This window comes from Thermovenabulum gondwanense (assembly GCF_001601575.1).
Taxonomy (GTDB): Bacteria; Bacillota; Thermosediminibacteria; order Thermosediminibacterales; family Thermosediminibacteraceae; genus Thermovenabulum; species Thermovenabulum gondwanense.
On record NZ_LOHZ01000027.1, the window covers coordinates 34,897 to 56,352 of the forward strand.

Sequence of the window (21,456 nt, forward strand, 5' to 3'; positions counted from 1 at the left end):
TTTGATAAAAATAGCAACTTCCGGATACGCTTATAAAGATTGGATAGGGAAGTTTTATCCCGAAGGTATAAAGGAAAAGGATATGCTTTCTTATTACAGCCGGGAGTTTCCTTTTACAGAGGTTAATTCCACTTACTATTCCATGCCTTCCCCCTATATGTTTTACCATATGCTCAGAAAAACCCCCGAAAGCTTCATCTTTGTCGTAAAAGCCTTCGGGGGGATTACCCATCAGCGGGACCTGTCGCCCGAAACCCTGGAAAAATATAAAAAAGCCATAGAACCCGTTATCGAAGAAAAAAGATTGGGTTGCGTTTTGGCCCAGTTTCCTTACAGCTTTCACAATAATGACGAAAACAGGGATTTTTTGAAAAGGTTGAGGGAAGCTTTCCATGAAATTCCGCTGGCGGTAGAATTTCGTACGGCAGATTGGTTAACGCTGGATACCTTAAAACTTTTGAGGGAATTGGATATGGCTTTCGTCTGTGTGGATGAGCCAAGGATCAAAGGACTGCTTCCTCCCGTTGTAGTGGCCACCAGCAAATTCGGTTACGTAAGGTTTCACGGAAGAAATAGCGAAAACTGGTATAATAATCGGGAGGCATATGAGAGGTACAATTACCTTTATACGGAAGAGGAATTGAAGGAATGGGTTCCCAAGATTAAAGAGTTAAAAAGAAAAACCGAAATGGTTTTTGTTGCGATGAACAACCATTTTAATGCTCAGGCGGTTATCAATGCCAAACAGCTTTTAAAACTTTTGAGCGATTTTGCTGATTAAATACCGGGAGTGTACTGGGTTATGAAAAGGTATAAGCTGATTGCGCTTGATGTAGACGGCACATTGATAAACAGCAGGTACATTCTTACGAAAAAAACAAAAGAAGCCCTGAAAAAGGTCATGGAATGCGGAATATACGTGACCTTATGCACCGGGAGATTTTACAACAGTGCTTTAAGGATAGCCAGAAATATTTCCGTAAATGCTCCTCTTATTACTTCCGACGGAGCGCTTATCAGGGATATATATTCGGGGGAAATTTATTATGAAAAAGGTTTAAATGAAGAAATACTGATGAAAATAATCGATGAGGTCAACCCTTATCCGGAAATTAAACTTCAAGTTTTTTTGAGGGACAAAAAAATATTTTACGGGAAAAGCTATCAAATGGCTCAACTGAAGAGGTTTTCCGCTTTTGCCCGGAGACTTTCCCCATCGGGGGTTATTAATTATTTAAGGGATTTTGTGCTTATTCCGGTGGAAAATATAAAAGACGTAGGGACATTAAAAATATATCTTTCCCGAATTTATAATGATAAGAAAATGAGGGATTTACTGGGGCCACCTTTAAAAGCGGTAATTTCCGGTGATCCGGCCCGTCTATCCTGGCTCTGGGCAAAGTTTGATTGTATGTTTGGAAAATCCGTGTACATTACGTCAGCGGTTAAGAATACCATGGATATAATCGATGGAGAGGTATCAAAAGCAAAAGGTTTAGAAGTGCTTTCGAACATCCTGGGCATAAAGAGGGAAGAAATAATAGCTTTTGGGGATAATTACAACGATATTTTAATGCTGGAATACGCCGGGCTGGGAGTACTTATGGGGAATGCACCTTTAGAATTAAAAAGAAGGGGGCTTCCCCTTACGCTGTCTAACAATGAGGAAGGGGTAGCCCACTTTATCGAAAACCACTTTAATAGTACCTTTTTTTCGCACTCTCAATGATGGCTCCAAAAAATTCTCTGCCGGATAACCCTGAGGCTTTTGCCATATAACCCATATATCCGTGATGAGTTTTTCCCGAAGACATGGTAAGGCCTGCAAAGGTGTTTATTTCCAAAAAGTAGGGAATGCCATCTTCGCTCAAGATCATATCTATCCTGCCGTAATCCTTGGCGTTGAGCACCCTGTAAATAGAAAGAGCGGTGCTTTTTATTTTTTGTTCCAGTTCGGGAGGAAGCGGTGCCGGGCAGGTTATCTTCTCTTTGTCAAACATTTTATGTTCGAAAGTATTGGTCTTTACACCGCTGTAACTTATTTCTAAAATAGGCAAAACCGTTGGGTTTTCGTAACCTATTATTCCCACGGTGATTTCTCTTCCTTTAATGTATTCTTCTACAAGGGCGGGTTGGCCTATTTTTTCGGTGATTTTTGCAATTACCTTTTTTAAACCTTCTTCGTTTTCCACAATGTTTTCATCGCTGATGCCCGAGCTGTTTCGGCCCCTTAAAGGTTTGACAAACAGGGGATATTTTAAATTGTGGGAAGGTATATCGTCGGGGCTGCTGGAAATAAAAAATTTTGGTGTTGGCAGATCATGATAGGCGACTATTTTTTTTCTGGCAGCTTTGTCGAGGGATACCAGATCAAGGCCGGAACCTACGAAGGGAATATTAAAAGCGGTCAGAAAAGCTACTTCTTCTAATGAGGAGGCGTTGAAGACCAGGTCTACCTTTTCTTCTTCTATCCTTTTCAAAGTTTCCTTGGGATTATCTTTTATCCATTCAATCATTACCGCATCGTAGCCGTTTTCCTTTATGAAAGTGTAATGATGGTAAGCCTCTTCATAGGCGTCGTCAAATACGTTGTCGGATATCCTTTTTTGATACTCCACATTCCTGAACTTTCTCCAGAAGACCCCTACCTTCACGGTTCATCCTCCCCTTTCATTTATTTTTAAAATATATAAGCTATGGGTAAAACCATAGCTTATATAAGAAAAATATTACCGTGGATAAATTTTATCAAAAACTCAATTTTATGTCAAAATTATGTTACAGGTTTACATTTATAAGACTATAAAACCTTTTTCTATCAATGGTGGGAATAAAACTCAACGCTTCCTCCGGAGTCAGCTGTCTTTTTATGGTAATGTTGAGTTCTTTTGTCAAATCGATGTCCTCCGAACTCCTTAAAAGTTTTACCATCGGCCTGAAAGGGAGTGTGGAAGATGCAATAACCAGGGCAGGTTCGTCGCTGCTGAGCATTACTAAGGTTCCCGGTGGGAAGGGGGCTATACATGATAAAAATGCCTTTGTTATATCGTAGGGGAAAAGGGTGTCGCAGGAGCCTTCCAGCATTTCATAAACCTCATGCACCGGCAAAGCCTTTCGGTATACCCTGTGGGTGGTCATGGCGTTAAATACATCGGCTATAGCACACAAATAGTCCAGCTCGTAAATTTCATCCTTTTTTAACCTGCGGGGATAACCGCTGCCGTCAAATCTTTCGTGGTGGTTCAGGACTATATTTAAAGAGTACTGGTTTAGGTTCTCGTCTTCTCTTTTGCGCAATTTTTCATAACTGTAAATGGGATGTTTTTTTATTATCTCGTACTCCTGTGGGGATAATCTTGCGGGTTTATTTAAAATTTCGGGAGGGATGTCCAGTTTGCCCACATCGTGTAAAATGCTTCCCATTCCCAGGGTATAAAGCTTTTTTTTGTTAAAGCCGAGTTTTTTACCCGCCATAACCGAAAGGATGCAAACGTCTACCGAATGAGCAAAGGTGTATAAATCGGTGGAACAGAGGTTGGTCAAATTATCGGATACTTCTTTATCGGAAAGGATTTCTTCCACCAGGCTTTTAACCACCTCATATACCCTATTTAAATTCAAAATGTGCCTGTTTTTTATCCAATCCATTAAGGTGTTAAGGGCAGCCTGTCTTAATTTTTCCGAAATGGTATCTTTAATTTGATATTCGTCAAAAGGTACGGGTCCTTCCACGTCCACCGTCAGGATGTTATTCTTTTTTAACAGGGTAATCAGACTATCGCTGAGCGTAACTCCCCGGTTTAAAAGAAGCTCACCCCTTCTTCCGAAAAGGGGTTTTTGCACCCTCATTCCCGGGGTTAAAAAATCGATTGGAATCTTCAAAATTAATACCCCCTGATTTAACCTACTTTTAATAGTTCCTGTTTTTCCTCAAAACTGAAGATTTTTGCGGCGTTAATCATTATTACCAGCTTTTCTTTGAATTTTGCGATTCCTTCAATAAAAGGCGCTTCCGGTATCAGCGCTCTGGGTGCGGGCTCTATGGAGTCATCGTTAATAGAAGCCACTTCCAGCACCTCGTCCACTATAAATCCGGCCAGATGTCCTTCCATATCTGCTACCAGGATTCTGGTATCATCGGTATATTCTTTTTTTGGGAGACCAAAACGCTTTCTGAGGTCCACCACTGGGACTACCTTTCCCCTCAAATTTATAATACCTTCTATGAAGCTAACCGAACTGGGGAGACTGACGATTTTTAGCAATTTTATAATTTCGTTTACGGAGAAAATATCCATTCCGTAAAATTCATCGTTCAAAGAAAATATTACCAACTGCCTCATTTTTGCCTCCTGAAAATTAGAAAAATTTTACTCATAGAATAATTTTATTCTTTTTTGTCGAATTCGGTCAAGATATATTATAAAAAATTTAAAAAAAAAGCGGCTTTTGCCGCTAATGACATTATTTAGAAGTCAGCCGGAAAATGTCCTCGATGCTCAGGGCTACCTGGACTATACCGGGCCTATCCTTTCTCTTTACTCCTACGAATTTGTAAAGTCTGCCGTCCACATTTCGTGGTTGTATTTTTTGCACTACTTTATCCGCTTTTCCCTTAAGTATTTTCCTGAATTCACCCGCCTGGGTGGTTTCATCTTCAGGGAACCTGAAATTTAAACTTTGTTTGTCATTGTCTAATACCACCACACCGTCTTCGTCGGTGATGCAAATTTCCGTCACTCCGTAGCTTTTTACTATTTCCGGCATCCTTTCTAAGGAAAAACTCTCCCTGGTAAGCCTTTCCGCCACTTCCCGGGCAATTTCTAACAATTTATCTCCCAAGATGCTGTCAAACTCCTTAGTAAAGATTTCAAAATTTTCAACAGAAGTCGTCAAATTTTTTATCTGGGAGAAGTTCTCCCCGATGTACAGCTTTTGTTTGTGGAGAATTTCCTCCACATTTTTTATGGAATCGGCAATCACAGAGGAGAAGTTGGACACATCCTGAATGTTTTCTGCCATTTGTTCGGTGGCTTGAGTTTGCGAAGCTATGTTTTCCGAAATATTTTTTATTATCTCCTCTATTCCTGACATAACGTTTGTGATGTTTGAAAGACTTTTTTTGGCATCGTCCGTAACCGATTTTTGCCTGTCCACTTTTTTCAAGCTTTGCTCTAAGATGTTTGCCGATTTTTGAATGTAATTTTGTATATCTTTTACGAGATTGACTATTTCTTTTGAAAATTTCGATGTTTCATCGGCGAGCTTTTTTATTGCCTCCGCTACCACAGCAAAACCCTTACCCGCGGACCCTGCCCGGGCGGCTTCAATCGAGGCATTTAAGGATAAGAGGTTGATCTGGGAGGATATTTCGTTGATATTGTCGGAAACCGATGATATTTTGCTTAAAAGGTCTTTAAGCCCCATAATCTCCTTTGAAATAAAAAATATTTCTTTTCCCTGCTCTTCTATTATTGACACTGCATCTTCTATGGATTTCAAGCTTAAATCCAGATCCGAGGCCGCATTTTTTGAAGTATCTAAGGCCTTTGATGAAAAAGAAGCGATTTCGTTTATACTTCCGTATAATTCTTCGGAAATGGCCGCACTGTTGACAATGCGGTCGTTAATATCCATAACATTTTTTAAAAAACCGGAAAGTATTTGGTTTAAATCTTTTATGTTTTCTTCCAGCTTTCTGGAAGAAGAATTAATATTTGCAGAACCTGCAGCTATTTCGGCGGAGTTTTTTAAAATATGGTATATTATATTCTGTAGGTATTTTTGAAGGTTTTTTACGGAGGGCATCATCCTTTCCACATCTTCTTCGATGCGGTCAAAAAGCGCCTGGCCTTTTGTATAGGAATCGAGGAGATTTCCCAATTGACCAACGGTTTTTTTGATTCTGTAAATTCTTATGCTCAGGTAAATTGTAGCTGCAAGCAACAATATTATGGCAAATAATAAAAGATAAACCAAGTTCTCAAACACCCCCAAATTTTTTTATTTTCCACTATTCGACAAAATTTCCGTTTTTTCCTTTGTGCAATGTACATATATTTTTCTTTGAATTATTGTAAAAAACCTTTTTGTTAATTCCGAAATTTGAGGAGAGGATTGCATGGAAGTATTAGATTTTAAAAAGCTTTCTACTTTATCACGTGTATTAATATAAAAAAGGAGAACAAAAATTTTTTTGAGATTCTGCTTAAAACCGCTTTATAGAGGCCATTGCCGTGGCGCCCGAATACCAGGGCAGGGGCTTTGGCAAAATAAATTTGAAAAAATGCCTTAAAAAGCTTTTAATAAAGGGTGCTGAAAAAATCAAGTTAATAGTTATAAGTTCCAACAGGAAAGCCTATAAAATGTACAGGGAAAATAGCTTTGATAAAGAGGAATTAATATCGGCCTGGTACAAAAGGGAGTATAAAAATTAAACAAAGGGTGATGCATTTGAAAATAAAGGTATTTCCCGAGGATTTTATAGTAAAGGAAATTGCGGATATTAAATATCAAAAGGGTGGCAAGTACCGAATCTACCTTCTGATAAAAAAACACTGGAATACCGTTGATGCCCTGAAGTTCATTTCCAGGGAAAATAATATACCTATGGGGGTAATCGGAAGCGCCGGGAGAAAGGATAGGCACGCTTTAACCTTTCAGTACATTTCTGTGCCTAAGGAATACGATCCGGTTTTTGACAGGGAAAATGTGCATTTGGAGTTTGTGGGTTTTTCAAATGATTACATTTCGCCGAAGGTTTTAAAGGGGAACTATTTTGAAATTACCCTGAGAAAGATAGACGGGGAAACAAAAGAGAGAATAACGCAAAGGCTCAAGGAGATAAAAGAATGGGGGTATCCGAATTTTTTTGATGACCAGCGCTTTGGGAGCGTGGAAAACGAGGAGGAATTTATTGCGGAAAAGATTCTGAAGAAGCACTACAATGGGGCATTGAAATTATATTTTACGGTAACTCATCCGGAAGATAAAAAAGAAGAAAGGCAGAGAAAACAGGAAATTAAAAACCGCTGGGGAGATTTTGAAGCTATTCTGCCGCTGTGCAGGACGAAAACGGAGAGGGAAATAATCGAAATACTGAAGAAAGGGAAAAGCAAGGAAAATATGGTAAAGGCACTAAATATTATTCCAAAAGAAGAGCTTTCCATGTTTTTTTCAGCCTATCAGAGCTACTTATGGAACAGGACGCTTTCTTTGATACTCCCTTCTTATGTGGAGGATTTATTCCCGGTAAAAGGAAAGATAATGGATTATTTAATTTACAGGAATGTAAAGGATGAAAGGAAGTTTAAAGAGCTGAAGAACCTGGAAGTGCCTACCGTTTCTTATAAAATACCGCAAGCGGAAGAACCGGTGCGCAGTGCGGTAATGGAAGTAATGAAGCAAAGAGGGGTTAGCCCTTCGGACTTTAATCTAAAAAAGATAAGGAAATCCTTTTTCAAATCCTTTATGAGGAAAGCGGTGGTTTTTCCGGAAAACCTTTATTTTTCGGGCTTTGAAGAAGACGATTTTTACCGGGGATATGAGAAGGTAAAGTTAAAATTTGCCCTTCCCCCAGGTTCCTTTGCCACAATGCTCGTTAAATCCCTGAGCCTGTAATAATTTCCTTGCACTTCCTATTTTTTTGACTTCCCCGGGATGTTAAAATGAAGGTAGAAGGGAAGGGCAAGGATTATGGACAACAAGGGTAGAAATTATTTTTATATAGTAATTGCGGTAATATTATGCGTGATTTTTGGATTTCTAATGGGGTTTATTTATGCCTTTTCAGAAAGAAGAAATACAAAAGAAGTCCTCTCCCCGGGAGGAGCTGTAGATGGACAAAGTTTTGAGGATTATTATTTCGGTGAAGTAAATACCTTAATATATAACAGACTATTTCCTGAAAAAAAGAATTCCACTGTGGAAGAGGAAGATAGGAAGAGTGAGAACGGTGGTAAAATCAAAGATAAAATAGCCTACCTTACTTTTGACGATGGTCCCAGTAAAAACACCGAAAAAATTCTGGAGATTTTAAAGGAAGAGGGAATAAAGGCGACCTTTTTTCTGGTGGGTTATAAAGAAAGCGAAAATACGGTGATAAATAAGATCTATGAGGAAGGGCATTCCTTAGGAAATCATACATTCAGCCACAGATACGATAAGATATATACCTCGGTAGACTCCTTTATGAGTGACTTAAAAAAGCAGGAGGATTTAATTTATAATTTAACGGGTGTAAGACCTAAAATTATCAGATTTCCCGGTGGGTCCAAAAACACCGTTTATTTGAAAACCGGTCCTGCAGGAATAATGACGGAAATCAAAAAAAAGGTGAAGGAAGAGGGGTATCACTACATAGATTGGAATGTGGTGACGGGAGATGCGACAATGCCCTACCCCGATAAACAAACCATGCTGGAAAATTTAAAAAGAGGAGTAAAGAATAAAAAAATTGCGGTGGTGCTACTTCACGATACCGATTCGAAAAATCTAACTGTGGAGATTTTGCCGGAGATAATAAAAATTTTAAAAAGTGAAGGTTTCAAATTCGATACAATTAACGAAAAAAATATGAAATTTATAGAAAATTACGTGATGCAGCGATGACGCTGCTTTTTTATTTTAGTTTAATATGGCATTATATGGATTTGAAATGCTATAATATAAAAAAGGTAATTTAAAGAGGTGAGAAAATGATTTTAATACGCGAGTTTAAATTCGATGCGGCCCATAACCTGACCGCATACAGGGGAAAGTGCGAAAGATTGCACGGGCATACCTACAAACTGGTGGTAAAAATCCAGGGAACGCCCGATTCAGAAGGGATGATAATCGATTTTGTGGAACTTAAAAAAATCGTAGAAGACAGTGTCTTGAAAAAATTCGACCACAGCTATATCAACGAGATAATACCCCAGCCTACTGCTGAAAACATAGCGGAATACATTTTCAAAGAACTATACGATGTATTAAAAAGGGACAACTGCTTCCTTTACGAAGTGGAAATATGGGAGACGGCAGACTGCGGGGTAGTTTACAGGGGTGAAAAGGGTTGCAATTGAAGGATGTGCAGTCGGAAAAGGATGAAAGAATGGTGCCTTTAAAAAAGGTGGGAATAAAGGGTTTAAAATGGCCTTTGAAGGTGCAGGATAAGAAGAGGGGCTTTCAGTATACCGTCGCTAATATCACCATTTCGGCAGATCTGCACCGGGATTTAAGGGGTACCCATATGAGCAGGTTTGTGGAGGTACTGAAAAATTTCGAAATATTGAGTCCAAAGGGGATAGAGGATATTCTTATCGAAATAAAAGAAAAGCTCGGGGCGAACTCTGCCCATATAGAACTGCTAATTCCGTATTTTATATGGAAGGAATCCCCCGTTACGAAAAGCGAATCTCCTTTGGAGGTGTGTGCAAAAATTTACGCCGAGCTGTCCGATAGTTATAAAATTTATACAGGGGTGAAAGTGCCCGTTCACACCCTTTGCCCCTGTTCCAAAGAGATAAGCCAGGAAGGTGCTCATAACCAGAGGGCTGAGGTGGACATACTTACCAGGTCGAAAAAAATGATATGGTTCGAGGACCTGATAGAAATTGCTGAAAGCAGTGCCAGCTGCCCCATATACACGCTTTTAAAGAGACCGGACGAAAAATATATTACCGAAAAAGCCTTTGAAAATCCTAAATTCGTGGAAGATGTGACCAGGGACGCCGCTTTGAGGTTGGAGGAAGATGAGCGCATCGAGTGGTACCGGGTGGAGGTCACAAGTTTTGAAAGCATACACAATCATCAGGCTTTTGCCTGCGTGGAAAAGGGGTGGATGAATTGATTCTCGAAATTACGCAGAAATACCTGAGAAAGGAAATGAATAGAATTGGAGTTCATCCCGATTCAATACAAATTTTTGAGAAGAAACAAAATATAATACCTTTAAAGCTTTTTGGAGTACCCTTCCCCGCAGCCAATATTATCAAACAGGAAATGCTGGCTCTCGGTGGCGATGCGGCGGTACATAAAAATGTGATCGACGGGAAGGTTGAACGAACCGATATTTTACTTTTCGGAACCAAAAAGCATTACGAGGGACTAATGGAAAAGCTGAGCAAAATGCCTTTTTTTGGCCTCTTGGAAATAAAAAAAGACTTAGAGGAGTTTTTTAATAAAAAAAGGACAGAACTTTTAATTAGCCCCTGGGGCAGAAAAGTATATTTAAACAATACTCTTGTTATGGGGATAATAAACGTTACACCGGACTCCTTTTACCCGGAATCAAGGAGAAAAAGCGTTGAAGAGGTAGTCGCTGCCGCTGAAAAGATGATAGAAGAGGGTGCGGATATTCTTGACATCGGCGGACTTTCAACAAGACCCGGTTCGGAGCCGGTGGATGAAGAAGAAGAACAAAAAAGGGTAATTCCTGCAATTAAGGCTGTCAGGGAAAGCTTCCCAAGAGCATTCCTTTCGGTGGATACCTACAGGGCGGGGATAGCTCAAAAAGCCCTGGAAAACGGTGCGGATATGATCAACGATATCAGCGGTTTTTCCTTTGATGAAAGGATTTTAGAAGTGGTGGCAGAGGCGAAAGCCCCCTATGTTTTGATGCATATTAAAGGCACGCCCAAGGATATGCAGCAGAATCCTTTTTATGAAGATGTGATAAACGAGATAACGGGTTATTTTTACGAAAAGATTCAAACTGCTGTGGATAAAGGAGTGGACCCCGAAAAAATTATCTTGGACCCGGGGATAGGTTTTGGCAAAAGGTATGAGGACAATTTGGAGATATTGTCCAGGATAAGGGAGTTGAAGAGCCTGAAAAAACCAATTCTGATCGGCCATTCAAGAAAAAGCTTTATAGGCAAAACCCTGGGCGATATTTCCCCGGAGGACAGGCTGGAAGGAACCCTTGCCATTACAGCTATGTGCTCCCTCTGCGGCGTGGATATAATTAGGGTGCACGATGTTAAGGAAAATAAAAGAGTGTTGAAGATGCTGGAGGCGGTAAAATGCCAGATGTATTCATCGCCCTTGGAAGCAATGTAGGGGACAGAGAGGTAAACATTAAAACGGCAATAGAGAAAATAAGGCAAAGGGGCATAAAGGTAGTAAAAATTTCCGATATTATAGAAACGGAACCTTACGGCTATGTAGATCAACCCAGGTTTTTAAACGCCGTATTGCAGGCAGAAACCTTGCTTTCACCCAGGGAACTTTTAAACACCCTTCAAGAAATCGAAAAAGAAATGGGCAGGGAAAGAAAAATAAAGTGGGGGCCAAGAAATATAGACTTAGATATAATTTTTTACAATGGTTTAATCTTTAATGATGAGGATTTAAAAATACCCCATCCCGATGCCCACAACAGGATTTTTGTAATAAAACCCCTTGCCCAGATTGCGGAGGATTTCATCCATCCGGTTTTAAAAATAACGGTTAAAGAAATATTAAAAAGTTTAGATTCTAAATAAATTAGAAAGATTTTAAATGTTTTAGGGGGTGCGTTTTTATGTCAAATACTGTCATTATTACCGATACCTCGTGCGACCTGCCGGAAGAGGTGGTAAATAAATTACCTGTAATACGATTAAAAATGTCCGTTTCATTAAAGGACAATCCCGGTGACGATATCTCTTATCTTGATATCAAAGAATTTTACGATAAGATGAGAAGAGGAGAGATAATCCCCGTTACTTCTCAGGTTCCGGTGAATGTATTTATGACCTGTTTTGAAGAGTTGCGTAAGGAAGGCAAAAAAGGCATAGTGCTGGGGCTATCTTCAAAACTCACCGGCAGTTACCAGGCGGCGCTGGTGGCAAAGGAAACTACAAAGGCCGACCACGTAAAGGTTTTAGATACAAAATGTGCCAGCTTGGGGACAGGGCTTGTCGTTTACAAAGCCGCTCAAATGGCAGAAGAAGGCAGGGATTTTGACGAAATTTCCCGGGAAATAGAATTTTACGCTCATCATATGGAACATATTTTTACAGTAGATGACCTGGAGTTTTTAAAAAGGGGAGGCAGGATATCAGGGGCTCAGGCTTTTATAGGAGGACTCTTAAACATAAAACCCATATTACATATGGTAGATGGAGCGATTTTCCCCTTGGAAAAGGTGAGGGGAAGGAAAAATGTGGTTAAAAGGATGGTAGAGATAGCTGCCGAGAGAGGGAAAAATCTGGAGAATCAGTTAATAGGAATAAGCCACGGAGATAATGAGGAGCTGGCTTTAGAACTTGCCGATGCAATGAAAAGGGAATTTAATGTAAAACAAATAATGATTTCATGGATAGGCCCCGTTATAGGCTCCCATTCGGGCCCTGGCACGGTGGCACTGTTTTTCCAGAACGCATAAATATTGAAAACTATGAATCAAGGAGGCAGTTGACGGTGATAATAAATTTTAAAGATAAAAAACCATCAATTCATCCCACATCCTTTGTAGCCGATTCTGCGGATATAATCGGCGATGTAATCTTAGAAGAAAATTCCAGCGTGTGGTTCAGGGCTGTGCTAAGGGGTGATATTAATTATATTAGGGTAGGAAAAAATTCCAATATTCAGGACGGTTGCGTACTGCATGTTACCGAGAGCAACCCCTGTGTTGTGGGAGAAAATGTTACCGTCGGGCATAATGCAATACTCCACGGTTGTACAGTAAAGGATGGGGCTCTAATAGGAATGGGTGCAATAATTCTGGATGGGGCGCAAATCGGAGAAGAGGCATTGGTGGCGGCAGGGTCACTGGTACCCAGCGGGAAGGTAATTCCACCCAGGAGCCTTGCGGTCGGTTCCCCTGCGAAAGTAGTAACGGAGCTAACGGAAGAATATTTAAACTCTATCAGGAAGAATACCCGGGACTATGTGATGCTTTCAAAAATTTTCTTGACAGGTGAATTTACTAATTGATAAAATGAAGTTGTTAGACGTCAGACAACCTTGCGAAAGGGGGTAAAGTTTTAATATTTAAAAAATAATTTACATAAATAACGGGAGGGTATAAATATATGAAAATGAGAAAGATAATAGCCTTGGTGCTCGTGGTGTTAATGGCGGTTTTTGCCTTTGCTGGCTGCGCCAAGAAAGAAACTCAACCGCCTCAGCAACAGCAACAGCCCGCAGAAACCAAAAAGATTAAAGTAGGGCTTGTTTTCGACGTGGGTGGAAGAGGGGACCTTTCCTTCAACGACAGCGCTTATGCAGGTTTGGAAAGAGCCCAGAAGGAATTCGGAGATAAGATAGAAGTAAAATACTTGGAGCCTTCTGCAGGTGGAGAAAACAGGGAGCAGCTTTTAAGGCTTCTTGCTGAAGACGGATATAATTTAATATTCGGCGTAGGTTTTATGTTTACCGATCATATCGCAAAGGTATCAAAAGAATTCCCCGATGTAAAATTTGGATTGATCGATGGTTTCATTGAAGGTCTTGACGAAAAATCCAATGTAGCCTGCCTGCAGTTTAAAGAAGAGGAAGGATCTTTCCTTGTGGGTGCTGCCGCTGCATTAAAATCTAAGACAGGGAAAATTGGTTTTGTAGGCGGTATGAAGATTCCTTTGATTGAAAAATTTGAAGCAGGCTATATGGCCGGTGCAAAATACGCAAATCCCAAAGTTGAAATAGTTTCCGACTACATCGGCACCACCGGTGAGGCTTTCAAGGATCCCGTAAAGGGTAAGGAACTTGCATTAAAGCAGTTTAAGGCTGGTGCGGATGTGGTATATCACGCTTCCGGAGCTTCCGGAATCGGCGTTATTGAAGCTGCCACCGCAGAAAAGAAGTTTGCAATCGGCGTTGACTCCGATCAATCCTTAACCGCAAAGGAAGAACAAAGACCTTACATCCTGACCAGCATGTTAAAGAGGGTGGATGTAGCCGTTTACGACACTATAAAGGATTACGTGGAAGGTAACTTCAAGGGTGGATACAGAGTATTCGGGCTTGCAGAAGATGGCGTAGGATACGCTTTGAATGATTACAATAAAAACATGATTTCCGATATTACTGCAAAATTAGATGAACTTAAAGGTAAAATCGTAAAGGGCGAAATTAAGGTGCCCGCAGACAAAAAACAATACGAAGAATTTGTAAAAGGATTAAAATAATTGTTACCTGCGGGGTGACGTAATGTCACCCCTTTTTAAATATTTTGCAAATGAGGTGAAATCTTGGAAAAAGCGATTGTGCTTAAAAACATTACCAAGCGTTTTCCGGGTATAGTCGCTAATGACCGCATTAATTTGGAAGTGGATAAAGGGGAAATTCACGCTATTGTAGGTGAAAACGGTGCCGGCAAGAGCACGCTCATGAAGATTCTTTCCGGACTTTACCAGCCGGATGAAGGCGAGATATTCATTTTCGGGAAAAAGGAAAGGATATCTTCTCCTAACCGGGCCATTGAACTTAAAATAGGAATGGTTCACCAGCATTTTATGCTGGTCGGCAGATTTTCCGTCCTGGAAAACATTATACTCGGTGCGGAAAGGAAAAAGGGTTTAACCATAGACTGGGAGGAATCCAGGAAGGCAATTGAGAATTTATGCAGGCTCTACAATTTCTCGGTAGACCTCAAGGCCAGAGTAGAAGACATATCAGTGGGAATGGCCCAGAGGGTAGAGATATTAAAGGTCCTTTATAGAGGTGCCGATATCCTGGTCCTCGATGAACCCACGGCTGTTCTTGCGCCCCAGGAAGTAAAAGAATTGTTCGTCAACTTGCGGAGGTTAAAAGAAGAAGGGAAAACCATAATATTTATTAGTCATAAACTGGATGAAGTGCTGGAAATAGCGGATAAAATAACGGTTTTAAGAAGAGGGAAGGTAGTAGGCACGGTGGAGCCTCAAAAGGTAAATAAAGAAGAGCTGGCAAAAATGATGGTTGGTAAGCCGGTGCTTCTGAAACTGGATAGGGAAGAAGTGGAAAAAGGAGAAGTGGTGGTATCCTTAGAAAACCTCCGGGTAAAAGATAGAGATGGGCGGCCGGTAGTGGAAGGTGTAAACATTAAAATACGGGCGGGAGAGATATACGGTATTGCTGGTGTAGAGGGCAATGGCCAAAAAGAATTAGCCGAAACAATAATCGGCTTGAGAAGGGCTGATGGGGGCGACATAAAGGTGCTGGGGAAAAGCGTGAAGGATTTATCCATAAGGGAAAGAAGGGATCTGGGCATAGCCTTTATACCCGAAGACAGGCATAAACAGGGACTGGTGCTTCCGATGAAGGTGTGGGAAAATGCAGTCCTGGGACTTCATAGAAAAAAGGACTTTTACAGGGCACCCTCGTTGGATGTAAAAAATGCAGAGAGATTTTGCAGAACCGTTGTTGAGGAGTATCACGTTTCTTTGAGTTCTATCCGACAGGCGGTGGAAGGCCTATCCGGCGGTAACCAGCAAAAAGTTATTCTGGGAAGGGAACTGTCTCAAAATCCGGTCTTCATTATTGCCGCCCAGCCCACAAGGGGACTTGACATCGGGGCTTCGGAATTTGTTTACAGCCAGCTTTTAAAGCTTAGAAAAGAAGGTAAGGCAATTTTGCTGATATCCGCGGATTTAGACGAAGTGCTTTCGCTTTCAGACCGGGTAGGGGTAATGTACGGGGGTAAAATAGTCGCCGAATTCGAGCCACAGGAGGTTTCCTTGGAAGAAATAGGCCTTTATATGCTGGGAGCTCATGAAAAGGCTGGTGAAGCGTCATGAAAAGAATCAACGTATTGATATTAAAAATAATTTCTCCCGTTCTGGCTATAGTAGTTGCAGCTTTTTTAAGTTCTCTTGTAATTTTGTCCATAGGCAAAAATCCCTTAGAGGTTTTTTACACCATGTTCAGGTTTTCCTTCAGAAGGCTGGACAGTGTCGCAATAATTTTTTACAATTCAACGCCTCTAATATTTTCAGGGCTTGCGGTTTCCATAGGGTTTAGAATGGGACTCTTCAATATTGGTATTGAAGGACAGTATTTAATCGGTACCTTTCTTGCAGCCCTTGCAGGCTTTTCATTAAAAGGAATACCCGCAGTAATCCATATACCCCTTGTTATCCTATCCGGTATCATCGGAGGAATGTTGTGGGCCTACCTCCCGGTGTATCTGAAAATAAAAAGAGGGGTGCATGAAGTAATAAGCACGATCATGTTAAACTATATTTCCTACTCCTTAATTCACTTTTTAATTTCCGAGGTATTCCTGGACAGGAGCCAGAAACTTCTAATCAGGACGCCGAAATTATTGTCCACAGCATTGATACCGAAACTTCATGGACTTTTAGCTCTTTTTGGCGTGAATCTACCGAAGCACGTTTATCTGAACTGGTTTTTCCCGCTGGGAATCCTTCTGGCTTTCGCTGTATACTACATGCTTTATTACACCCCCTTCGGTTTTGAGCTTCGCTGTGTGGGGCAAAATCCCGATGCCTCCAGGACGGCGGGAATAAATCCGGAAAAAGTATTTTATAAAGGGTTTCTGTTAAGCGGAGCTATAGCGGGTCTCGTAGGGCTATCAGACCTAATGGGATATTTCGGATATATGGACTTAGATTTCCCGAGAGGCTATGGATTTGACGGTATAGCCGTTGCCCTCATTGGCCAGAACAGCCCCTTCGGGATAATAGCGGCTTCCATACTCTTTGGCTTTTTAAAGAGAGGAGCCGAGGGAATACAAACCCTGCTGAACGTCCCGATGGATACAATCGTAATACTGCAGGCTCTGATGATTCTTTCCATTGTCGTCATCAATAAAGTGATGAACGACTATATCCGTCGCATAGAGAGGAAAGGGGTGGCTTAAATTGTTTTTGATCGAGTTGATAGCGTCATCACTCCGAATGGCGGTACCCATCATCCTTACGGCAATTGGGGCGGTATATACCGAAAGAGCGGGTGTTGTGAATATAGGACTGGAAGGTATGATGATAGTGGGTTCCTTCTGGGGTGCCCTCGGATCCTATTATTTTGGACCTTACGTTGGATTTTTATTTGCAATGGCGGCGGGTGCTTTTTTGGCCTTGATTCATGCAATAGCCACGGTTACATTCAGGGTGGATCAGATTGTAAGCGGTGTAGCCCTTAATATTTTAGCTTACGGAAGTTCCAGATTTTTGAGTCAGGCGTTTTTCAAAATGGCCACTACAACTCCCCATGTGAACGGGCTTTTCAAGTTAAAGATTCCCCTGCTGGGGGAGACTTCACCCGTAATAATTTTAGCCCTCATTCTGGTGCCCGTAGCCGGATACATTCTGGAAAAGACCGTCTTCGGTTTAAGGCTGCGTTCCGTTGGTGAAAATCCTTTAGCGGCGGATACTCTCGGAATTAACGTTTTTAAGATGAAGTACGCCGGGGTAATTATAAGCGGAGTGCTGGCAGGTCTTGCTGGAGCGTATTTAGCTCTGGAACATACCGGGATGTACGTGGAAGGAATGACTCAGGGGAAAGGATATATTGCCCTTGCCGCAATGATCTTTGGCAACTGGACTCCAAAAGGGGCCCTGTGGGCATCCTTGCTCTTTGGTTTTGCAGAAAGTTTAAGCTTCAGGGTAGTGCAGAATGCGGTGATTCCATACCAGTTCATAAAAATGATCCCGTACGTTTTGACGCTGGCGGTGCTGGCCGGTGTGGTAAGAAAATCCACTCCGCCTGCTGCTGACGGTGTGCCTTACGAGAGAGGGACAAAATAAAATATTATACCGGGGAGGCTTAAGTGTATGAGATTGAATGTCATACAATTGATGTCACCTCTTCACGGAGAAGAAAAGGTAAAGGAAAGCCTTGCAGAAACCTATACGCTTTTTAATGAAAACTTTGAAGTAACCTATTTTGATTACGGGGAAATAAATGATAAATTTGCGAATAAGTCGAAGGATTTGACACTGGTGTGGATAATGACGGGAGGTACGGAAGAAAAGTTCAAAAACATATTTGATTACCTTCCTAAGCCGGTAATTCTCCTTGCGGAAGATATAAACAATTCCCTGGCCGCTTCCTTGGAGATAATGTCTTTTGTTAAAGAATATAAAAAGGAAAAGGTGTATCTTCTCTACAACGACAAAGATCAGGTACTGAACAAAATTAAAAGACTGTCTCGAATAACCAAAACCCTATCAAAAGTGGCTATTTCTAACATCGGAAGTATTGGAGGGCCTTCCCTTTGGCTTATTTCCAGTGCTGTAGATTACGAGAAGGTTAAAAGGTACTGGGGTTTAAATATTGTAGATATAACCATGGAGGAATTATATAAAGCCCTGGAAAGTTCTCAGGGTGACTACGATGGATATTTTGACAAAGCATTAAAAAGGGTGGAGCCGGAGGAAAGGGATTTAGTGAATTCTCACAGGGTGTACAATGCCCTGAAGTCTTTAACAGAAAAATACAGGTTAAATGCTTTAACCTTAAAATGTTTCGACCTTTTAATGAAATACGGGATTACCGGATGTCCCGCGCTTTCCCGGCTGACCGATGAAGGTATTATAGCGGGTTGCGAAGGCGATTTGCCCTCTACCTTTTCCATGTATATTTCTTACCTTTTGACCGGGGAGATTCCCTTTATGGCCAATCCTTCCTCCGTCGATGTCAAAAAAAATACGATAATTTTTGCCCATTGCACGGTTCCTACAAAAGCCGTAAAAAATTATATATTGCGCTCTCATTTTGAATCCGGGATGGGAGTGGGGATAAGGGGAGAATTTGAAAAAGGCAGGGTAACCATTTTAAAATTCGGCGGGGGAGACCTTTCAAAGGTTTCCTTTGCAAAAGGGAAAATAGTGGATAATCCTGAAAGCGAATTCCGGTGCAGAACCCAAATTGAGGTGTATTTAGAAAAGGATGTGGAGGATTTCTTATCGGGAACCCTGGGAAACCATCAGGTGATAATTCCGGGGGACCATACTGAATCCATTAAAGATTTGATTGCAATCAAAGGCTTAAATGTAAAATTATAATATTAATATATAATATTTTTAAAAGGGGTTGCGGTTTTGTGAATCATCCTGCGAAATATGAATACGTATTAAATAAAATAAAAGATATGATAGAACAAGGAGAAATAAAAGAAGGAGAAAGGCTGCCTTCGGAAATAGAGTATTCAAAGCTATTGGGGGTAAGCCGCGCAACTTTGAGAGAAGCCCTCAGGATTCTGGAAGATGAAGGATATGTAAAAAGATACCACGGCGTGGGAACTTTTGTCACCAGGCCCCGGGTCATAAAGAGCGGTATGGAAGAACTAATAAGCATTACCCGGTTAATAGAAAAACAGGGCATGAGGCCGGGGACTAAAGACGTGTTGATTGAAAGGGTAAAACCCACAGAAAAGGAAGCTGCTTTAATGAATATACCAGTGGAAGACGATATATTCAGGATTCAGAGGGTGAGGACTGCGGATGATATTCCGGTGCTTTACTGCATAGACAGGATTCCGGCAAAATATGTAAAAAAAGAATTCAATTTCAATAAGGAATCCCTTTTTCAATACCTGCAGGAGGATCTGGGCATCTATATAGCTTATGCAGTTTCCGATGTTATTCCCGTAAAAGCTAAGGTGAAGAATATTTATAAAAAGCTCGAGATGAAGTCCGCTTCCGGTGTACTACTGTTGCTGGAGCAGCTGCATTTTGACGAAAATAATAATCCCATATTTTATTCTTCCAATTACTTTTCACCGGAAAAATTCAGGTTTTATATAGTGAGAAAGAGGGTGTAGGATGTTTTCTAATCAGGATTTAACTTTAAAAGAAAGGGATTTGATTTCTAAGGCGCGGGAAGCCAAGGATAAAGCCTATGCGCCCTATTCAAAATTTAAAGTGGGGGCTGCTGTTTTAACAAAAGAGGGTAAAATATATACCGGCTGTAATATTGAGAACGCTTCCTTTGGCCTTACGGTATGTGCCGAACGGGTGGCTATTTTTAAAGCCCTTTCCGAAGGGGAAAGGCGTATTGAAACATTAGCGGTAATTGCAGATGTGGATGAGCCGGTGTCACCCTGCGGTGCGTGCCGGCAGGTAATTCTCGAACTGGCAAAAGGGGCAAAAATTCTACTGTCCAATAAGGATGGCTCCCAGGTGATTAAAACCACTCCCGAAGAGCTTTTACCCTACGGTTTTACCCTGTAAATTTGGCAAAGAGGGTGATGGTATGATTTTTGTTCCCGAAATTATCGAAAAGAAAAAAAGAGGGAAAAAACTTTCAAGGGAAGAAATTGAATTTTTGATAAAGGGTTATGTAGAGGGAGAAATTCCCGACTATCAGATGGCAGCATTTTTGATGGCCGTTTATTTTCGGGGCATGGATGAAGAAGAAACAACCTATCTAACACTGGCTATGGCCTCTTCAGGAGAAAGGGTGGACCTGTCAAAAATAGACGGAATAAAAGTAGATAAACACTCCAGCGGTGGAATAGCGGACACCACTACACTGGTTCTTATACCCCTTGTGGCTTCCTGCGGGGTAAGGGCTGCCAAAATGTCCGGCAGAGGGCTCGGTCACACAGGCGGTACCATTGATAAATTGGAGTCGATTCCCGGGTTTAAAGTGGAACTATCTCAGGATGAATTTGTCGAAAATGTAAACAGGATAGGAGCTGCAATAACGGGGCAATCTAAAAATTTGGTCCCTGCAGATAAAAAACTATACGCCTTAAGGGATGTTACGGCCACTGTAGATTCGATACCCTTGATAGCAAGCTCCATTATGAGTAAAAAAATTGCGGGCGGGGCGGATAAAATAGTGCTCGATGTAAAATTCGGGCGGGGGGCTTTCATGAAGACCTATGAAGAAGCTAAGGCTCTCGCCGAACTAATGGTAAAGATAGGAAATCTTGCAGGAAAGGAAACAGTGGCTTTTGTAACGGATATGGATCAGCCTCTGGGTCTTGCAATTGGAAATTCCATTGAGGTTATAGAAGCTATTGAGACCTTAAAGGGAAATGGGCATGAGGACCTGGTCAGACTTTGCCTTGAATTGGGCTCAGAAATGCTCCTTTTGGCCGGAGAGTACAAAGAAAAAGAGGAAGCGGAAAATGCTCTGAAGGAGAACATCAAAAACGGCAGGGCTCTGACTAAACTAAAGGAAATTATAGCAGCTCAGGGCGGAGATGAAAGGGTAATTGAGGATTACAGCCTTTTGCCAAAAGCCAAATATACCTTGGAGGTTTACCCTGGAAACGAAGGATACATTAAGGAAATTGATGCCCTGAGATTAGGACTTACGGCAATGAAATTAGGTGCTGGCAGACAGAAAAAGGAAGATAATATCGACTTAGGAGTGGGGATTTGGATATACAAAAAAGTAGGGGATTTTGCCGAAAAGGATAAACCCCTGGCCCGTATTCTTGCCAATGATAGGGAAAAGCTGAACTGGGCGGTGAAAGAAGTTGTAGAATCCTTCCTGCTGACCGGGGAATACGTGCCAAAAAGGAACGTAATCTGGGCAAAAATTACAGGAAAGGAAATTATAGAATATAAAGTTAAAGTGAGGTAGGTA

Annotated in this window: 23 protein-coding genes; 19 read left to right on the plus strand and 4 right to left on the minus strand. The window is 41.2% G+C overall.

Going from position 1 to position 21,456, the window contains the following annotated elements; genetic code table 11:
* Position 1: 1 nt before the first annotated feature.
* Both ATZ99_RS05525 and ATZ99_RS05530 read left to right on the plus strand, forming a co-directional pair.
* The gene (locus ATZ99_RS05525; protein WP_068748244.1) at positions 2 to 781 is read left to right on the plus strand and encodes a DUF72 domain-containing protein; all 780 of its coding nucleotides are present in this window, start codon (positions 2 to 4) and stop codon (positions 779 to 781) included.
* 21 nt (positions 782 to 802) lie between these two features.
* Positions 803 to 1,729, plus strand: coding sequence for a Cof-type HAD-IIB family hydrolase (locus ATZ99_RS05530; RefSeq protein WP_068748245.1), 927 nt, complete (start codon positions 803 to 805; stop codon positions 1,727 to 1,729).
* On the opposite strand, the gene ATZ99_RS05535 is transcribed toward ATZ99_RS05530, so the two are convergent.
* The 4 genes from ATZ99_RS05535 to ATZ99_RS05550 all read right to left on the minus strand — a co-directional run bounded on the left by ATZ99_RS05535 (position 1,698) and on the right by ATZ99_RS05550 (position 5,979).
* Entirely contained in the window at positions 1,698 to 2,654 is a 957-nt protein-coding gene (locus tag ATZ99_RS05535) for a D-alanine--D-alanine ligase family protein (RefSeq protein ID WP_068748246.1), read from the minus strand. The two genes, ATZ99_RS05530 and ATZ99_RS05535, sit on opposite strands and share 32 nt — an antisense overlap.
* A 124-nt stretch (positions 2,655 to 2,778) precedes the next feature.
* Positions 2,779 to 3,882: an HD-GYP domain-containing protein gene (locus ATZ99_RS05540; RefSeq protein WP_068748247.1), complete on the minus strand. Its 1,104-nt coding sequence runs from the start codon at positions 3,880 to 3,882 to the stop codon at positions 2,779 to 2,781.
* Between the two features lie 17 nt (positions 3,883 to 3,899).
* On the minus strand, positions 3,900 to 4,343 hold the full coding sequence (locus ATZ99_RS05545; protein WP_068748248.1) for a chemotaxis protein CheW: 444 nt from the start codon (positions 4,341 to 4,343) through the stop codon (positions 3,900 to 3,902).
* 121 nt (positions 4,344 to 4,464) lie between these two features.
* Positions 4,465 to 5,979 carry a methyl-accepting chemotaxis protein gene (locus ATZ99_RS05550; RefSeq protein WP_068748249.1) on the minus strand — a complete coding sequence of 505 codons (1,515 nt, stop codon included), beginning with the start codon at positions 5,977 to 5,979 and terminating at the stop codon, positions 4,465 to 4,467.
* Between the two features lie 251 nt (positions 5,980 to 6,230).
* Between ATZ99_RS05550 and ATZ99_RS05555 the strand changes: the two genes are divergently transcribed.
* The 17 genes from ATZ99_RS05555 (at position 6,231) to ATZ99_RS05635 (ending at position 21,453) form a co-directional block, all read left to right on the plus strand.
* A complete protein-coding gene (locus tag ATZ99_RS05555; RefSeq protein ID WP_281178163.1) occupies positions 6,231 to 6,437 on the plus strand; it encodes a GNAT family N-acetyltransferase in 207 nt (68 codons plus the stop codon).
* Between the two features lie 16 nt (positions 6,438 to 6,453).
* Complete coding sequence (truD, locus tag ATZ99_RS05560) at positions 6,454 to 7,620, plus strand: tRNA pseudouridine(13) synthase TruD (protein WP_068748251.1); 1,167 nt, start codon at positions 6,454 to 6,456, stop codon at positions 7,618 to 7,620.
* Positions 7,621 to 7,695: 75 nt separating this feature from the next.
* Positions 7,696 to 8,610: a polysaccharide deacetylase family protein gene (locus ATZ99_RS05565; RefSeq protein WP_068748252.1), complete on the plus strand. Its 915-nt coding sequence runs from the start codon at positions 7,696 to 7,698 to the stop codon at positions 8,608 to 8,610.
* 86 nt (positions 8,611 to 8,696) lie between these two features.
* Entirely contained in the window at positions 8,697 to 9,065 is a 369-nt protein-coding gene (gene queD / locus ATZ99_RS05570; RefSeq protein ID WP_068748253.1) for a 6-carboxytetrahydropterin synthase QueD, read from the plus strand.
* Positions 9,062 to 9,832, plus strand: coding sequence for a GTP cyclohydrolase FolE2 (folE2, locus tag ATZ99_RS05575; RefSeq protein WP_068748335.1), 771 nt, complete (start codon positions 9,062 to 9,064; stop codon positions 9,830 to 9,832). Before queD ends, folE2 begins: the two co-directional genes overlap by 4 nt.
* Positions 9,829 to 11,043 (plus strand): dihydropteroate synthase, encoded by a 1,215-nt coding sequence (folP, locus tag ATZ99_RS05580; RefSeq protein WP_083947371.1) that lies wholly within the window; start codon positions 9,829 to 9,831, stop codon positions 11,041 to 11,043. Before folE2 ends, folP begins: the two co-directional genes overlap by 4 nt.
* Positions 11,007 to 11,468, plus strand: coding sequence for a 2-amino-4-hydroxy-6-hydroxymethyldihydropteridine diphosphokinase (folK, locus tag ATZ99_RS05585; RefSeq protein WP_068748254.1), 462 nt, complete (start codon positions 11,007 to 11,009; stop codon positions 11,466 to 11,468). Before folP ends, folK begins: the two co-directional genes overlap by 37 nt.
* Positions 11,469 to 11,506: 38 nt before the next feature.
* Positions 11,507 to 12,352 carry a DegV family protein gene (locus tag ATZ99_RS05590; RefSeq protein WP_068748255.1) on the plus strand — a complete coding sequence of 282 codons (846 nt, stop codon included), beginning with the start codon at positions 11,507 to 11,509 and terminating at the stop codon, positions 12,350 to 12,352.
* 35 nt (positions 12,353 to 12,387) lie between these two features.
* Entirely contained in the window at positions 12,388 to 12,906 is a 519-nt protein-coding gene (locus ATZ99_RS05595; protein WP_068748256.1) for a gamma carbonic anhydrase family protein, read from the plus strand.
* A gap of 98 nt (positions 12,907 to 13,004) precedes the next feature.
* The gene (locus ATZ99_RS05600; RefSeq protein WP_068748257.1) at positions 13,005 to 14,099 is read left to right on the plus strand and encodes a BMP family lipoprotein; all 1,095 of its coding nucleotides are present in this window, start codon (positions 13,005 to 13,007) and stop codon (positions 14,097 to 14,099) included.
* Between the two features lie 63 nt (positions 14,100 to 14,162).
* Positions 14,163 to 15,689, plus strand: a complete 1,527-nt coding sequence (locus ATZ99_RS05605) for an ABC transporter ATP-binding protein (protein WP_068748258.1) — start codon at positions 14,163 to 14,165, stop codon at positions 15,687 to 15,689.
* Positions 15,686 to 16,774: an ABC transporter permease gene (locus ATZ99_RS05610; RefSeq protein ID WP_068748259.1), complete on the plus strand. Its 1,089-nt coding sequence runs from the start codon at positions 15,686 to 15,688 to the stop codon at positions 16,772 to 16,774. Before ATZ99_RS05605 ends, ATZ99_RS05610 begins: the two co-directional genes overlap by 4 nt.
* 1 nt (position 16,775) lies before the next feature.
* Positions 16,776 to 17,660: an ABC transporter permease gene (locus tag ATZ99_RS05615; protein WP_083947372.1), complete on the plus strand. Its 885-nt coding sequence runs from the start codon at positions 16,776 to 16,778 to the stop codon at positions 17,658 to 17,660.
* 27 nt (positions 17,661 to 17,687) lie between these two features.
* Positions 17,688 to 18,920 (plus strand): hypothetical protein, encoded by a 1,233-nt coding sequence (locus ATZ99_RS05620; protein ID WP_083947373.1) that lies wholly within the window; start codon positions 17,688 to 17,690, stop codon positions 18,918 to 18,920.
* Between the two features lie 38 nt (positions 18,921 to 18,958).
* On the plus strand, positions 18,959 to 19,678 hold the full coding sequence (locus ATZ99_RS05625) for a GntR family transcriptional regulator (protein WP_245641319.1): 720 nt from the start codon (positions 18,959 to 18,961) through the stop codon (positions 19,676 to 19,678).
* Position 19,679: 1 nt separating this feature from the next.
* A complete protein-coding gene (locus tag ATZ99_RS05630) occupies positions 19,680 to 20,087 on the plus strand; it encodes a cytidine deaminase (RefSeq protein ID WP_068748261.1) in 408 nt (135 codons plus the stop codon).
* Between the two features lie 22 nt (positions 20,088 to 20,109).
* Positions 20,110 to 21,453, plus strand: a complete 1,344-nt coding sequence (locus ATZ99_RS05635) for a pyrimidine-nucleoside phosphorylase (protein ID WP_222927083.1) — start codon at positions 20,110 to 20,112, stop codon at positions 21,451 to 21,453.
* Positions 21,454 to 21,456 lie beyond the last annotated feature (3 nt).

What these genes read in the sequence shown, in the direction of transcription:
- folK (WP_068748254.1), top strand. Translation starts at nt 11,007, where the DNA reads ATGCCAGATGTATTCATCGCCCTTGGAAGCAATGTAGGGGACAGAGAG.
- ATZ99_RS05630 (WP_068748261.1), top strand. Translation starts at nt 19,680, where the DNA reads ATGTTTTCTAATCAGGATTTAACTTTAAAAGAAAGGGATTTGATTTCT.
- ATZ99_RS05620 (WP_083947373.1), top strand. Translation starts at nt 17,688, where the DNA reads ATGAGATTGAATGTCATACAATTGATGTCACCTCTTCACGGAGAAGAA.
- ATZ99_RS05565 (WP_068748252.1), top strand. Translation starts at nt 7,696, where the DNA reads ATGGACAACAAGGGTAGAAATTATTTTTATATAGTAATTGCGGTAATA.
- queD (WP_068748253.1), top strand. Translation starts at nt 8,697, where the DNA reads ATGATTTTAATACGCGAGTTTAAATTCGATGCGGCCCATAACCTGACC.
- ATZ99_RS05635 (WP_222927083.1), top strand. Translation starts at nt 20,110, where the DNA reads ATGATTTTTGTTCCCGAAATTATCGAAAAGAAAAAAAGAGGGAAAAAA.
- ATZ99_RS05600 (WP_068748257.1), top strand. Translation starts at nt 13,005, where the DNA reads ATGAAAATGAGAAAGATAATAGCCTTGGTGCTCGTGGTGTTAATGGCG.
- ATZ99_RS05610 (WP_068748259.1), top strand. Translation starts at nt 15,686, where the DNA reads ATGAAAAGAATCAACGTATTGATATTAAAAATAATTTCTCCCGTTCTG.
- ATZ99_RS05545 (WP_068748248.1), bottom strand. Translation starts at nt 4,343, where the DNA reads ATGAGGCAGTTGGTAATATTTTCTTTGAACGATGAATTTTACGGAATG.
- ATZ99_RS05590 (WP_068748255.1), top strand. Translation starts at nt 11,507, where the DNA reads ATGTCAAATACTGTCATTATTACCGATACCTCGTGCGACCTGCCGGAA.
- ATZ99_RS05530 (WP_068748245.1), top strand. Translation starts at nt 803, where the DNA reads ATGAAAAGGTATAAGCTGATTGCGCTTGATGTAGACGGCACATTGATA.